The sequence below is a fragment of the Anaerococcus hydrogenalis DSM 7454 genome (assembly GCF_000173355.1).
Taxonomy (GTDB): domain Bacteria; phylum Bacillota; class Clostridia; order Tissierellales; family Peptoniphilaceae; genus Anaerococcus; species Anaerococcus hydrogenalis.
The window spans coordinates 122,724-137,486 of record NZ_ABXA01000019.1 but is presented as its reverse complement, the minus strand read 5'-3'; the positions used below and the strand labels follow the sequence as shown (position 1 = coordinate 137,486).

The 14,763-nt window shown below is 27.4% G+C and carries 18 protein-coding genes and 4 pseudogenes; 21 read left to right on the top strand and 1 reads right to left on the bottom strand.

The features are described from left to right. The first annotated feature begins 39 nt into the window (after positions 1-39). The 19 genes and pseudogenes from rplU (at position 40) to ANHYDRO_RS03180 (ending at position 13,280) form a co-directional block, all read left to right on the top strand. Positions 40-351: a 50S ribosomal protein L21 gene (gene rplU / locus ANHYDRO_RS03270; RefSeq protein WP_004813412.1), complete on the top strand. Its 312-nt coding sequence runs from the start codon at positions 40-42 to the stop codon at positions 349-351. A gap of 16 nt (positions 352-367) precedes the next feature. Continuing rightward, entirely contained in the window at positions 368-661 is a 294-nt protein-coding gene (locus ANHYDRO_RS09580) for a ribosomal-processing cysteine protease Prp (protein ID WP_148315701.1), read from the top strand. Between the two features lies 1 nt (position 662). Further along, positions 663-956, top strand: a complete 294-nt coding sequence (rpmA, locus tag ANHYDRO_RS03260; protein ID WP_004813408.1) for a 50S ribosomal protein L27 — start codon at positions 663-665, stop codon at positions 954-956. Between the two features lie 50 nt (positions 957-1,006). Then, a pseudogene (gene obgE, locus ANHYDRO_RS03255) lies at positions 1,007-2,289 on the top strand (GTPase ObgE). A gap of 8 nt (positions 2,290-2,297) precedes the next feature. Further along, positions 2,298-2,585, top strand: a complete 288-nt coding sequence (yhbY, locus tag ANHYDRO_RS03250) for a ribosome assembly RNA-binding protein YhbY (protein ID WP_004813402.1) — start codon at positions 2,298-2,300, stop codon at positions 2,583-2,585. Next, the gene (gene nadD / locus ANHYDRO_RS03245; protein ID WP_004813399.1) at positions 2,585-3,178 is read left to right on the top strand and encodes a nicotinate (nicotinamide) nucleotide adenylyltransferase; all 594 of its coding nucleotides are present in this window, start codon (positions 2,585-2,587) and stop codon (positions 3,176-3,178) included. Before yhbY ends, nadD begins: the two co-directional genes overlap by 1 nt. After that, positions 3,171-3,731, top strand: coding sequence for a bis(5'-nucleosyl)-tetraphosphatase (symmetrical) YqeK (gene yqeK / locus ANHYDRO_RS03240; RefSeq protein ID WP_004813398.1), 561 nt, complete (start codon positions 3,171-3,173; stop codon positions 3,729-3,731). Before nadD ends, yqeK begins: the two co-directional genes overlap by 8 nt. Further along, a pseudogene (rsfS, locus tag ANHYDRO_RS03235) lies at positions 3,724-4,036 on the top strand (ribosome silencing factor). The gene yqeK and the pseudogene rsfS overlap by 8 nt, the downstream one beginning before the upstream one ends. Positions 4,037-4,059: 23 nt before the next feature. Continuing rightward, positions 4,060-4,686, top strand: coding sequence for a helix-hairpin-helix domain-containing protein (locus ANHYDRO_RS03230; protein WP_004813394.1), 627 nt, complete (start codon positions 4,060-4,062; stop codon positions 4,684-4,686). A gap of 9 nt (positions 4,687-4,695) precedes the next feature. Continuing rightward, positions 4,696-5,100: an RrF2 family transcriptional regulator gene (locus ANHYDRO_RS03225; protein WP_004813392.1), complete on the top strand. Its 405-nt coding sequence runs from the start codon at positions 4,696-4,698 to the stop codon at positions 5,098-5,100. Between the two features lie 13 nt (positions 5,101-5,113). Further along, the gene (alaS, locus tag ANHYDRO_RS03220) at positions 5,114-7,717 is read left to right on the top strand and encodes an alanine--tRNA ligase (RefSeq protein WP_004813391.1); all 2,604 of its coding nucleotides are present in this window, start codon (positions 5,114-5,116) and stop codon (positions 7,715-7,717) included. Between the two features lie 19 nt (positions 7,718-7,736). Then, positions 7,737-7,994, top strand: a complete 258-nt coding sequence (locus ANHYDRO_RS03215; RefSeq protein ID WP_004813388.1) for an IreB family regulatory phosphoprotein — start codon at positions 7,737-7,739, stop codon at positions 7,992-7,994. Beyond that, positions 7,987-8,405 (top strand): annotated as a pseudogene (ruvX, locus tag ANHYDRO_RS09860) (Holliday junction resolvase RuvX). Before ANHYDRO_RS03215 ends, ruvX begins: the two are co-directional and overlap by 8 nt. After that, the gene (locus ANHYDRO_RS03205) at positions 8,386-8,640 is read left to right on the top strand and encodes a DUF1292 domain-containing protein (protein ID WP_004813385.1); all 255 of its coding nucleotides are present in this window, start codon (positions 8,386-8,388) and stop codon (positions 8,638-8,640) included. Before ruvX ends, ANHYDRO_RS03205 begins: the two are co-directional and overlap by 20 nt. After that, positions 8,630-9,088: a Fur family transcriptional regulator gene (locus ANHYDRO_RS03200; protein WP_004813382.1), complete on the top strand. Its 459-nt coding sequence runs from the start codon at positions 8,630-8,632 to the stop codon at positions 9,086-9,088. The genes ANHYDRO_RS03205 and ANHYDRO_RS03200 overlap by 11 nt, the downstream gene beginning before the upstream one ends. Then, complete coding sequence (locus ANHYDRO_RS03195) at positions 9,072-10,748, top strand: ribonuclease J (RefSeq protein WP_004813380.1); 1,677 nt, start codon at positions 9,072-9,074, stop codon at positions 10,746-10,748. Before ANHYDRO_RS03200 ends, ANHYDRO_RS03195 begins: the two co-directional genes overlap by 17 nt. Then, positions 10,738-11,375: pseudogene (locus tag ANHYDRO_RS03190) on the top strand (O-methyltransferase). Before ANHYDRO_RS03195 ends, ANHYDRO_RS03190 begins: the two are co-directional and overlap by 11 nt. After that, a complete protein-coding gene (locus tag ANHYDRO_RS03185) occupies positions 11,365-12,597 on the top strand; it encodes a peptidase U32 family protein (protein ID WP_004813374.1) in 1,233 nt (410 codons plus the stop codon). Before ANHYDRO_RS03190 ends, ANHYDRO_RS03185 begins: the two are co-directional and overlap by 11 nt. 62 nt (positions 12,598-12,659) lie before the next feature. After that, positions 12,660-13,280 carry a class I SAM-dependent methyltransferase gene (locus tag ANHYDRO_RS03180; protein WP_004813372.1) on the top strand — a complete coding sequence of 207 codons (621 nt, stop codon included), beginning with the start codon at positions 12,660-12,662 and terminating at the stop codon, positions 13,278-13,280. 94 nt (positions 13,281-13,374) lie between these two features. Here ANHYDRO_RS03180 and ANHYDRO_RS03175 read toward each other — a convergent pair whose 3' ends face one another. Beyond that, positions 13,375-13,611 carry a hypothetical protein gene (locus tag ANHYDRO_RS03175; RefSeq protein WP_004813370.1) on the bottom strand — a complete coding sequence of 79 codons (237 nt, stop codon included), beginning with the start codon at positions 13,609-13,611 and terminating at the stop codon, positions 13,375-13,377. A gap of 171 nt (positions 13,612-13,782) precedes the next feature. On the opposite strand from ANHYDRO_RS03175, the gene dut reads away from it, so the two are divergent. Further along, the gene (gene dut / locus ANHYDRO_RS03170; RefSeq protein WP_004813367.1) at positions 13,783-14,217 is read left to right on the top strand and encodes a dUTP diphosphatase; all 435 of its coding nucleotides are present in this window, start codon (positions 13,783-13,785) and stop codon (positions 14,215-14,217) included. Continuing rightward, entirely contained in the window at positions 14,217-14,762 is a 546-nt protein-coding gene (locus ANHYDRO_RS03165) for an oxidoreductase (protein ID WP_004813366.1), read from the top strand. The genes dut and ANHYDRO_RS03165 overlap by 1 nt, the downstream gene beginning before the upstream one ends. Position 14,763 lies beyond the last annotated feature (1 nt).

Here is a 14,763-nt window from a genome sequence, read left to right as displayed (position 1 = left end):
ATCACCTTGACTGGCGAGAATCTAAATAGGAGGTGTACTATGTACGCTATAATTAAGACAGGTGGAAAACAATATAAAGTATCAGAAGGCGATCTAGTTAGAGTTGAAAAACTTAATGCAGAAGTAGGAGAAAGTGTAAGCTTTGAAGATGTACTATTAGTAAAAAGCGATAGTGATCTAAAAGTTGGAACTCCAACAGTTGAAAATGCAAAAGTTGAAGCTACTGTAAAAGATCAAGCTAAAGATAAAAAAATCGTTGTGTTTAAATATAGACCTAAAAAAGCATCAAAAACTAAAAAAGGTCATAGACAACCATATACTTTAGTTGAAATTAACAATATTTCTTGTTAATGATTGATGTTACTTTATTAAAAAAAAAGAAAGTAGATTAGGATTTGCTATAAATGGTCATGCAAATTTTGATCGACATGGATATGATATAGTTTGTGCTGCAGTATCTATTCTATCTTATACAGCAGTAAATACATTGGATTATTATGATATAGAATTTGATTTTTCTGATGATGGTGAAAACATGAAAGTTTTACTAGAAAAGTCGAATGATAAATCAGATATAATTTTATGTGATTTTGAAATAGGTATTAAAACCTTACTTACAAACTATAGTGAATATGTTAATTTAAATTATAGGGAGGTTTAGGATGTTTTTAAACATTAACTTACAAAGATTTTCTAGTAAAAAAGGAGTTTCTTCTTCAAAAAACGGTAGAGATTCTAATTCAAAAAGACTAGGCGTTAAAAGAGCTGATGGACAAACAGTAAACGCTGGAACAATAATCGTTAGACAAAGAGGAACAAAGATTCACCCAGGCGAAAATGTAAAAAGGGGTGGAGATGACACATTATTTGCATCATGCAATGGTGTTGTAAAATTTGAAAGAAAAGGAAAAAATAGAAAACAAGTTTCTGTATATCCAAAGCAAGACATTGCTTAATAGAGAACTAGCTTGCCCACGGGCAAGCTTTTTTTGTAAAAGGAATTTCAATGATTGATAATGCAAAAATAGAACTTCAAGCGGGAAAAGGTGGAGATGGAGCCGTTGCTTTTAGACGTGAAAAATACGAACCTACAGGCGGTCCTGCAGGTGGCGATGGCGGAGATGGAGCAAGTATATATATAAAAGCTACAAACTCTCTTTCGACCCTTGAAGAGTTTAGATATAAAACAAAATACAAGGCCTCAAATGGTGAAGATGGAATGGGCAAAAAAAGATTTGGAAAAAAGGTGAGGATCTTTATTTGTTTGTGCCAGTTGGAACTATTATTAGAGAAAGTACAAGCGGGAAAATTATAAAAGATTTTAAGAAAAATGGGGAAGAATTTCTTATAGCAAAAGGAGGAAGAGGTGGAAAAGGTAATGTTCACTATAAATCCTCAACCAGACAAGCACCACGTTTTGCTCAAAAAGGAAAAGAAGGTCAAAAAATAACAGTAAATCTAGAGCTTAAAATATTAGCGGATGTTGGCCTTGTCGGATTGCCAAATGTTGGTAAATCAACATTAATCTCTGTAATTTCAAAAGCTAAACCAAAGATTGCAAATTATCATTTTACAACTCTTGATCCTAATCTTGGAGTTGTAAAAATCGATAAAGAAAGATCTTTTATTGTAGCAGATATACCTGGCCTAATTGAAGGCGCAAATGAAGGATTGGGTTTAGGACACGATTTTCTAAAACATGTACAAAGGTGTAAAATTTTAGTACATTTAGTAGATATATCTGGTTTTGAAGGTAGAGATCCTATTGAAGATTTTGAACTTATTAATAATGAGTTAAAATTATTCGATGAGAATTTAGCTGATAAATATCAAATAATTGCTTTGAATAAATCTGATCTAGATTCAAATGAAAATTATAAAAGATTTGAAGATAAATATTCTGATAAGTATAAGATTTTTAGAATTTCAGCAGCTACGACAAGTGGTATAAAAGAATTAATAGATGAGGTCAGCAATGTATTATATTCTTTTGATGATGAAAAATATATCCTAGATGAAGAAGTTGATGAGGACTATCTAGAAGAATTTTATGATATGTCTGTTGCAAGTGATGAATTAAACTTTGAAATAGAAGAAGGAATTTATGTATGCAGTGGATATAGGATCGATAAACTACTTGAAAAGGTAAATTTGGACGATTATGACAGCCGTATGTATTTCGAAAAAAATCTAAGAGATATGGGCGTTTTTGATAAATTTAAAGAAATGGGAATTCAAGAAGGAGATTTAGTAGCAATCGGCGATATAGTGTTTGACTATTACGAATAGGAGGAAAAATGATTACAGGTAAAGAAAGATCATATTTAAAATCTTTAGCTCACGATTTAAAGCCTATAATTAATATTGGAAAAAATTCATTGACTGATGAAGTTATAGAAGCAATTGATGAGGCTTTAGAGAAAAGAGAGCTTATAAAGATAAAAATTTTAAATAATAATTTAGATGATAATAACGAAATTGTAGACGAAGCAATTGAAAAACTTAATTGTGAATTTGTTTCTCATTTAGGTAATATTTTTACCATTTATAGGGAAAGCAAAAACAATAAAAAAATTAATTTATAATGAAAATAGGATTGTTTGGTGGTACATTTGATCCAATCCATATAGGACACCTTATTATAATGGAAAATGTGATCAACGCTATGAATTTGGATAAGATATATATTCTTCCAAATTCAAATCCACCACATAAATTACAAAACAAAAAAACAGACATAAACATTAGACTAAAGATGGTGAGAGAAGCTGTAAAAGATAATCATAAGATAGAAATAAATGATTACGATTATAGAAATAATAGTATTCACTACACTTATCAAACAATAGATTATTTTAAAAAAACATACCCTGACGATGAGTTTTATTTTATAATAGGAGAGGATTCATTTTTAGATATAAAAAAATGGAAGAATTATGAACAAATATTAAAAGAAAACTTGATTGTTTTTAAAAGATACAGCGAAATAAATTCTTCTTTATTATCGGAAATAAATGAAATAAAAAAGTATAATAAAAATATATACTTAATTGATAATATAGCTTTGGATATTTCATCAACTCTTATAAGATCTTTAGTAAAAGATAAAAAGAGTATTAAATATCTAGTAAATGATAAAGTTATTGAAATAATTAATAGGGAGAATTTATATGTTTGATTTTTCTAAGTACAAAGATAAGCTTAAAAATGATATAGGAGAGAAAAGATTTAATCATGTAATAAGGGTTAAAGATATGGCATTAAAACTTAATAATGGAATAGATGAAAAAAAAGTTGAAACGGCTGCTCTCTTACATGATTGTGCTAAATACAATGAAGAATATTTTTTAGAAAAATACAAGGATGATTGTGATTTTTCTAATGAAATTATCACAAATAAAGCAGTTGTTCATTCCTTTTTAGGACCAATAGTTGCTAAATACGAATATGGTATTAAAGATACAGAGATTTTAAATGCGATTAAATACCATACTACTGGAAGAGAAAATATGACTGACTTAGAAAAAATTATATTTTTAGCTGATGCATGCGAAGAAAAACGAGACTATAAAGGTGTTGAAAAATTAAGAGAATTAGCTTTTAAGAATCTAGATGATGCAGTTTTATTTAGTTTAGATGAAACTATTAAGTCACTTATAGATAGGAAAAATATAATTTTTCCTCTAACAATAAAAGCTAGAAATTATTTATTAAGGAAGAAAAATGGGTAAATTAGATATAATAGTTAAAACTTTAGAAGACAAGCAAGCCTACGATATAAAAGTGATTGATTTAGAAAATAAATCATCTGTTGCAGACTATTTTGTATTAGCAACAGGAAATTCTATAAATCAAAATAAAGCTTTGCTTGAATATATTGAAGAAAATCTAAAAAAAAGAAGGATTTGATGTTTTATCAGTTGAAGGATTAAGAGAAGGAAATTGGATACTCATGGATTGTGGAGATATAATTGTTCATATCTTTACATCAAACCAAAGAGAGTTTTATAATATTGAAGATTTATGGGAGTCATAAATTATAATTGATTGAGGTGTTTTATGGAAGCTGACAAAAAAGATAAGCTTATAATAGCTTTGATAATTGGAATTGTTATTATTTTGTCTAGAAATTTTGTAAATAACCAAAAAAAAGATGAACTTGTATTTGAAAATACAAGTTCATCAGTTTCTATTGAATCTAATCAATTAAGCAATAAAGAAACAAGAGAAAAAATAGAAAATAATAATGCAACTATGAAAGTACATATAAGCGGAGAGATTAACAAACCTGGTGTTTACGATATTAAAGATAACTACAGACTTGAAGACTTAGTTAATGATGCAGGTGGTCTTACAAATAATGCCGATATAAATAGAATTAATTTGGCAATGAAATTAGAAGATCAAATGCACATAATAATTCCAAATAAAAACAATCAAGAAAATAACCAAACACAAGATCAATTAGTCACACCTACTAATACAAATGAAAATAAAAAAATCAATATAAATAGTGCAGACAAGAACTCTCTTATGACACTACCAAACATAGGAGAGAAAAGGGCTGATGCTATAATTGAATATAGGCAAAAAAATAAATTTAATAAAATTGACGATATAAAAAATGTGTCTGGAATTGGGGATAAATATTTTGAAGCAATGAAAGATATGATAGTAATAGATTGAGGAGAAAATATGAAATTATCAACTAGAGGTAGGTATGGACTTAGGGCTATACATTATTTAGCAGAAAATGAAGATAATGGATATATTTCAGTTTCTGATATTTCTAATACTTTAAAGCTACCTGAAAATTACCTAGAACAATTAATAAGAATATTAAAAAAAAATAATTTGGTTATATCGGCTAGAGGAGCAAAGGGAGGATATAAGCTCTCTAGATCCGCTAGTGATATAACAGTTGGTGATGTTTTAAGAGCCTTAGAAGGAGAAATGACCTCAAGCCAATGTGTTGCTGATAGAAATAATTGCAATAATGAAGAGTGTGAAGCTTATTATGTTTTTGCAAAAATTGACGATGCTATTAACAATGCTGTTAATTCTATCACCATAAAAGATATGGTAAATGAAAAACTATAATTAGGAGAATTTTATGAGAAAACTTGGAATGAACGAACTAAGAAAAGAATATTTGAATTTTTTTGGATCAAAAAAAAATCATACAGTATTAAAATCTTTTTCACTAATACCTGAAGATGATGATTCTTTACTTTTAATAAATGCAGGTATGGCACCATTAAAAAAATATTTTACAGGCGAAAAGAAAATGAAAAACAACAGGGCTACCTCATCACAAAGATGTATTAGAACTGGTGATATTGAAAGAGTAGGAATAACAGAAAGACATGGAACTTTCTTTGAAATGCTTGGTAATTTTTCTTTTGGTGATTATTTTAAAAGAGAAGCTATACACTGGGCTTATGAGTTTTTAACAGAAAATCTTGAAATTAATAAGGACCTATTGTGGGTATCTGTATATGAAAATGATGATGAAGCATATAAAATTTGGAATGAAGAAATAGGACTTTCAAAAGATAGAATTTTAAGATTTGGAAAAGAAGATAATTTTTGGGAACTTGAAGTAGGACCATGTGGACCAGACTCTGAAATTTTTGTTGATAGAGGAGTAGAAAAGGCTATTGATGAAAATGATAATAAGCCAGGAAATGACGATTCAGATCGTTTTATGGAAGTGTGGAACCTAGTTTTCACCCAATTTAATAAAAATATAAATAAAGAATATACACCACTTCTCCATCCAAATATTGATACAGGTATGGGTCTTGAAAGAATGGCTATGGTATTGCAAAACAAAGATAATATTTTTGAAATAGATGTAAATCAAAATATTATAAGAGAAATAGAAGAATTATCAAATAAGAAATATAAAGAAAATAAAAAAGATGACATTTCAATAAGAGTGATAGCTGACCACGCTAAGGCAATGACCTTTATGGTATCAGATGGAATTCAACCATCTAATGAAAAAAGAGGTTATGTGCTAAGAAGACTCATAAGAAGAGCTTTTAGACATGGAAAATTATTAGGAATTGAAGGTGAATTTTTATCATCAGTAATTGATTGTGTTATTGATTCATATAAAGATGAGTATGATGAGTTAGTAGACAGGAAAGACAAAATTATAAGTGTAATTAAAAAAGAAGAAGCTAATTTCCAAAATACTATAGATAGTGGTCTAGATATTTTAAATGAATATATTAAAGATTTAAGGGATAAAAATAAAGATACTCTTGATGGAAAAGAAGCTTTTAAACTATATGATACCTATGGTTTTCCGCTTGATTTAACAAAAGAAATTCTTACAGAAAATAATTTGAAAGTAGATACAAAAGAATTCGATAAACAAATGGAAAATCAAAGAAATCTAGCAAGAAATGCAAGAAAATCAGATGCTGGTTGGTCTTTGGATTCAATAAACATTGATGAATTTGATAAGACTGAATTTGTTGGTTATGATGACTTAGAAGTAAAGGCTAATATAATAGGATTATTTGATGATAAAGAAAAAGTTAGCTTTATAAAAGAAGGCAATAAGGGTATAGTTATAAGTGATAAGACTTCTTTTTATGCTGAAGGTGGTGGACAAGTAGCTGACACTGGATTGGTTATTACTGATAGTGCAAAAGCTAAAGTCTATAATGTTCAAAAGAAAAATGAAATAATTATTCATTATGTGGAAGTTATTGATGGTGATTTAAACTTAGCTAAAGCTGACTTTATAGTTGATAAAGAAAGAAGACTTGATATCACCAGAAATCACACTGCAACACATTTGCTTGACCAAGCTTTAAGAAACATCTTAAATGAAGATGTAAAACAAGCAGGATCTTTGGTAGATGAAGAAAAACTTAGATTTGATTTTACCTATCCTAATGCTTTAAGCGATGATGAAATTAGAAAAATCGAAAATGAAATTAATGAAAAAATCAGACAACAATTAAAAGTTAAAAAAGAAATCATGCCATATAAAGAATCTGAAAAATTAGGAGCTATTGGCTTATTTGAAGATAAATATAAAGATATGGTAAGAGTAGTTTCTATTGATGACTATTCCATTGAATTATGTGGAGGTTGTCATGTTAATAATTCTTCTGAAGTATTAATGTTTAAAATTCTACAAGAATCTTCAGCTGCTTCTGGAATAAGAAGAATTGAAGCAATTACTGGTAGAAAAGTTTATGATTATCTTAATAGTAATTTAGGCTTAATTAATGTAGTTTCAAAAGTTTTAAAAACAAATCCTAAAAACATTTTATCAAAAGCTGAATCATTAAATGAAGAAATTAAAAATCTTAAATTAGATATTCAAAAATTAAAAGAATTTAATGAAAAAGATGTATACAAAGATATTGAAAATGAAGTCCAAGATGCTAATGGAATTAAACTACTAGTTCATAAATTTGAGAATGAAGATCTTGATACTCTAAGAAACTTTGAAGAAAGAATTAAAGAAAAATATAAGGATCTAATTGTTGTATTTGCTACTGTAAATAATGATAAGATTGTATTTACAGCTTCAGTTTCAGATTCGCTAACAAATCGTTATAATGCAGGAAAGATAGTTAAAGAAGTAAGTAAAATAACAGGTGGAAATGGCGGAGGAAAGAAAAACTTTGCTCAAGCAGGAGGTAAAGACATCTCTAAATTAGATGAAGCTCTAAAAAAAAGTCTATGAATTAATATAAGGAGAAATTATGTCAGACAAAAATTTCAACGAAACTATGCGATTTAATCCGCAAGATGAAAAGGAAGTTGATATAAGAGAAGTTTTAACAGAAGTATATAAGGCTCTAGAAGACAAAGGTTATAAACCTACAAATCAAATAATAGGATACCTAATTAGTGGAGATCCTACTTATATAACTGGTCATAACAATGCTAGAAAACTAATCAGACAAATTGATAGAGATACCATACTTGAAGAAATATTAAACTATTATATAAATGAGTAGAATAATGGGACTAGACTTGGGTGATAAAACAATAGGAGTTGCTATAAGTGATCCATTTTTTATCACAGCCCAAGCCTATTTAACAATAAAAAGAAAAAAACTAGTTTAGATATTAAGAAATTAGTAGATATAATAAAAGATAAAGAAGTTAATTTAATAATTATTGGTTTGCCAAAAAATATGAATAACACCTTAGGACCTCAAGCCATGAAGGTGATTTCTTTTGTTGATTTACTAAAAAAAGAAACTGATATTGATATTAAATACCAGGATGAAAGGATGACTACCATACAATCAGATAAAGTATTGATGGATATGAGTGTCAAGCGCGAAAATAGAAAAAAATATATAGACAAAATTGCCGCATCTTTTATTTTACAAACCTATTTAGATGGGAGAAGTAATGGATAAGATAATTTTAACCGATGATAATAATAGAGAAGTCGAATTTAATATAATAGATACATTCGGAGTAGACGACAAAGACTATGCAGCATTGGAACCTATAGATGAAGATTTTATATTGATTTTGGAAATGATAAAAGATAAAGATTCTATTAGTTTTAAAGCTATTAGTAATGATAGAGAGTTAGACGAAATAGTTAAAATATACGAGGATATGAAAGAAGATAGTAATGAACATTGAACAATTAAAAAAAGTATTTGAAAAAAATGGTCATAAATTTACTAAGCAAAGACAAATAATATTCAATGCTCTTAAAAATTCTAATTCAAAGCATTTAACACCAGAAGAACTTTTTTCCATAGTTCATAAAGATAATAAACAAGTTGGCATTGCAACAGTTTATAGAACATTAAATATTTTTGAAGACTTAGGAATAGTTAATAAACAAGAGTTTACAGATTCTGTAAACACCTACGAGTTAATAGGTCCAAAAGATGATCATCACGATCATTTAATTTGTACTAACTGTGGAAAAATTGTAGAAGAAAAAATATTGGATAATGATGAGCTAGCAAAAACGTTAAAAGATAAATATAATTTTGAGCTAGATTATTATTCTCTAAGAATTTATGGTATTTGCTCCGAATGTGAAGATAATTTAAGGAGTAAAAATGAGAACGCAAAATAAATTAAAAGTCATCCCATTGGGTGGACTTGGCGAAATAGGTAAAAACTGCACAGTTGTAGAATATAAAAATGAAATGATTATGATTGACTGTGGATTGACATTTCCTGATGAGGACATGCTAGGTGTAGATATAGTAATACCAGATTTTACTTATATTGAAGAAAACAAGGATAAATTAAAAGGGATTTTTATAACACATGGTCATGAAGATCATATAGGAGCTATAGCTTATCTTTTAAAATTAATAGATACAAATGTATATTGCTCTAAACTTACAAAAGGTCTATTAGAAAACAAGTTTAAAGAACATGGACTTAATCCAAATAGACTAAAGATGGTAAATGTAAATAATACAGTAAAAGTTGGTGATTTAAGCGCTGAATTTATTAGAGTAAGCCACTCAATTCCAGATTCATGTGCAATAGCTGTAAAATCTCCAATTGGTACAATTTTATTTACAGGCGATTTTAAAATGGATTTTACACCTATAGATGGAGAACCTACAGATATTCAAAAACTTGCTGCTCTTGGAAAAAAGGGACTATTGTGCCTATTTTCTGATTCAACAAATGTTGAAATTGAGGGCAGTTCAATGAGTGAGAAAAAAGTAGGTGAAACTTTTATAAATTTATTTGGTCAAGCACCAGGAAGAATTGTTGTTGCAACATTTGCATCTAACCTTCATAGGGTTCAACAGGTAATTTATGCTGCTGAGAAGTATAACAAAAAAGTTGCATTATCTGGAAGATCAATGCTTAACAACGTAAAAATAGCTTCTTCTTTAGGATATATTAAAATAAGATCGAATACAATAATTGATATAAAAAATCTAAAAGACTATTCTGATGATCAAATAGTTATACTATCTACAGGAACACAAGGCGAACCTTTATCAGCTCTAACAAGAATGGCAAATAATGAACACAAACAAGTTCATTTAAATTCTTCCGATACTGTTATTTTATCGTCTTCAGCAATACCTGGAAATGAAATGTCAATTAATAATACTATTAATAACTTAACTAAAATAGGTTGTAATATTATTTATAATTCATTAGCAAAAGTTCATGCTTCAGGACACGCTTGCCAAGAAGAGATAAAATTAATGCACCAACTTACAACACCAAAATATTTTATTCCTGCCCATGGTGAACCAAGACAATTAAAAAAACATAAAGAAATAGCAATAGATATGGGAATGAACGAAGATAATGTACTAGTAGGTCAAAATGGTGATATCTTTGAATTTACTAAAAGAGGTGCAAGAATAAATGGTAAGGTTCAAGCTGGTAATGTCTTAGTTGATGGTTCTGGAATTGGTGATGTTGGTAATATTGTTTTAAAAGATAGAAAACACTTATCAGAAGATGGTTTGTTAGTAGTAAGTTTGACTATAGAAAAACATACCCAAAAAGTTCTTTCTAATCCTGAAATAGTTTCTAGGGGATTCATCTATGTTAAAGAAAATCAAGATTTAATAGAAAATTCTAAAGATATTGTTATTAGAACAATGAAAAAATGTCAAAAGAAAGATATACATGCAATTAGTCAAATAAAATATCAAATTAGAGAATCACTTAAATCTTATATTTATAATCAAACTGGAAGAGATCCAATGATTTTACCAGTTCTTACAGAAGTAGAAAATAATGAATATTAATTATAATCATATAGTTGATTATTTAAATAATATTTATATCGATGAAGATTTTGTAGAATTAAGAAAATTTGGAATTGAAAATAATATTCCTATTATGAAGTTAGAAACTAAAGAATTTTTAAAAAGCTTGCTTATAATTAAAAAACCAAAAAATATTTTAGAAATAGGTTCTGCTATTGGCTATTCTTCTCTGCTTTTTTCAAAATATACAGGTGCAAATATAACTACAATAGAAAAAAAGTGAAAAAAATGTACGAAATAGCTAAATCTAATTTTAAAAAATATGGTAAAGATATAAATATAATAAATATGGATGCAAAAAAAGCCTTGAATAATATTAATCAAGGCTTTGATTTTGTCTTCATTGATGCAAACAAGTCACAATATAAATATTATTTTGATAAATCAATTAGTTTATTAAATAAAAATGGGATTATAGTTTGTGATAATATCCTTTTTAGGGGTGAAATCGCAAATGATAATATTGTAGATAAAAGAGATATTACTATAGTTAAAAATTTGAGAAAATTTTTATCTTATATTACAGATTTAGACGAATATATTACTAGCATAATACCAATAGGCGATGGTATTAGTTTAAGTACAAGGAGAATTGATGAGAGATAAAGTTGAATTATTAGCACCAGCAGGTGATATGGAAAGACTAAAAACTGCAATTAAATTTGGAGCAGATGCTGTATATTTGGCAGGAAATAATTTTGGTCTTAGGAAAAATTCTAAAAATTTTGATGAAAATGAACTAAAAGAAGCAGTAGATTATGCTCATAAAAATAATGTTAGGTGTCATGTAACTATGAATATAGTACCACATGACAAAGATTTAGAAGGCATAATTGATTATATTAAATATTTAGAAAAAATAGGAGTAGATGCCTTAATTATTTCTGATCCTGGAATATTTAATATAGCAAAAGAAAACTCAAATATTGACCTTCATATTTCAACTCAAGCCTCTGTTACAAATTCACATACTATTAATTTTTGGTATAAACTTGGAGCTAAAAGAGTTATTCTTGCAAGAGAATTATCGCTTGAAGAGATAATTGAAATTAGAAAAAATGTTCCAAAAGATTTAGAAATTGAATGCTTTATTCATGGAGCTATGTGCATATCATATTCTGGTAGGTGTCTTTTAAGCAATTACATGACAGGAAGGGATGCAAACAGAGGAGATTGTGCTCATGCATGTAGGTGGAAGTATTCTATTCAAGAAGAAAAAAGACCTGGTGAGTATTATCCAATAGGTGAAGATGAAAATGGAACCTTTATAATGAATTCAAAAGATCTTTGCCTTATTGATGAAATTGATAAGCTAATAGAAGCAGGAATAAATTCTTTTAAAATTGAAGGAAGAATGAAAACTGTATTTTATGTTGCTACAGTTATCAGAAGCTATAGACAAGCCATCGATGCTTATTATAATGATTCTTTTGATGAAAAAGTAGCTAAAAAATATTTAGATGAAATAAAAAAAGCTAGTCATAGACATTTTACAAAGGGATTTTTCTATAAAAAGGCTGACTCAGATTCACAAATTTATGAAAATTCATCATATATTAGGGGATATGATTTTATAGCTGTTGTTTTAGATTATGATAAAGAAAACAAAATTGCAAAGCTTGAAGAAAGAAACAAATTTATTCTAGGAGATGAAGTAGAAATTTTTGGAAATAGTCCTGAATTTATTAAATTTAAAATTGATAATATGAAAGATTCAAATGGTTCAGATATAGAAGTAGCAAATAAAGCTAAGCAAATTGTTTATATAAAAATTGACCATGAACTTGAAAAAGGCGATATGGTTAGACGTAAAATTAAAGAAGATTAATATATTATCCTGTAATATAATAGGTATAATAATGAAACATAAAAAATTATTCGGAGAATTAATTGTTAAATAATAAAGGTTTTGATTTGTGGGCTGATAATTATGATAAAAGTGTCGAAATTTCTGATAATGAAGGCTCCTATCCGTTTGCAGGATATGATAATATAATACATGAAATCTATAAGGATATATTAAATAATTTTTATGATAATATTTTGGATATAGGATTTGGCACGGGAAACTTAATATCAAAATTATATGAATCTGGCTGTAAAATTTATGGACAAGATTTTTCTAAAAAAATGATAGTAATATCTAAAGAAAAAATGCCTGATGCTAAGCTTTATTATGGAGATTTTTCTAAAGGATTAGTTGAGCCATTATTGGAAAATAAATATAATGCAATAATTGCCACATACTCACTTCATCATCTTACTGATAAGAATAAAATTATATTATTGAAAAATTTACAAAAACAGTTAGCAAAAGGTGGATGCATATATATTGGAGACATTATGTTTTTAACTCGTAATGAACATAATAAATGTATGATAAAAACTAAAGATGATTGGGATAAAGATGAAATATATATTGTTATTAATGAGCTTAAATCATATTTTCCAGAAATGAAATTTAAAAAAGTTTCTGAATGTTCGGGAATAATTACTATAAAAAATAAGTAGATTTCTAGTTTAATTAACTATATTAAAAAATCTATTAAATATATATTAAAACAAATAAAAAAGGCTGTAATTATTTTACAGCCTAAAATTATAATTATTTATCTTTTGAAGGATTTTCAGATATATCTGTTCTAGTTCTTCTAGCTTCTGCACCAACATTTGAGTTTTCATCAGCTTCGTCAGATATACTTCTTAAATTTTCTTGATCAGCATGATCTTTTTTATCTAAAGATTCGCCACCTTCATTTTTATTAGCTTCTCTAGTTTTTTTGTCGAGTTCTTTGTCTCCTCTGTATTGATTTTCATTTGTAATATTTTTTTCGTCAGACATTTTTTACTCCTTTTTAATTTAAAAATTAGAATCTAATTTTATTATACCCTTTTGTCTTTAAATTAACCAATTTTATTATTAACAAATTTTTTAAAAATATTAAAAAGAATTTACATTTTAAATTATATGATAATATGGTAAAATAAGTTGTACAAATAGATAGGAGTGTTTATGACAAAAAAAATTCTTAAAATAAAAACAAATAATAATTTGCCAGAATATAAAACAAAGTATTCAGCAGGTATGGATATATATTCCTCAAATAAAAATGATATTATAATAAAACCAGGAGAGATAGCAAAAATTGAAACAGGATTGCATATTGAAATTCCTGAAAGATATTTTGCTGCTATTTATCCTAGGTCTTCAACAGGTGTTAAAAGACAATTAATGCTTGCTAATTCAACTGGAATTATTGATAGTGATTATAGGGGAGAAATAAAATTATTCTTTTATAATTTTGGAAATGATTGCCAAACTATAAAAAACGGTGAGAGACTTGCCCAAATGGTTATCCAACCTTATGAAAAAGTACAAATAGAAAGAGTTGATGAACTTTGTGAAAGTGAAAGAGGAGAAGGTGGAATCGGTTCAACCGGAAAATAATGAGGAGACGTAAAAATAATAATACATTCTTAAAATTATATAGAAAAAATAAATATAATCTAATTTTATTGGTTTTTGTAATAGTTATTGGCCTTTTTTTATTCTCTAAAGCTTTAGATTTTTTATCAAATAGAAATCTATCTTCATATGATAATGAAATAATTGTCGTAAAAAATAATGATAATGAGATTGATTCCTTAAGTCTTAAAGAATTAAGAAAATTAGGAGCAACTGAAAGTAAAGTTACATTAGAAAATGGTGAAGAATTTACTTTGACAGGTGTAGCTATAGAAAAAATACTAAAAAAAGAAAAAATTAATCCTAATCTTAATAATGTAATTGAATTTTCAGACCAAAAAGGGAACAAAACAAGTTTGAGTATGGAAACTGCCTTAGAGGTAAATAGGGTTATATTAGTATATAAAATTGATTCTAAACCTAATATTGAATATAATAAAAAATTGGGTGTTTTATTTGCTTTAGATAAACAAGATAAAGATTCAGGTAAATGGATTAGAAATATACAAACAATTAATATTAAATAAC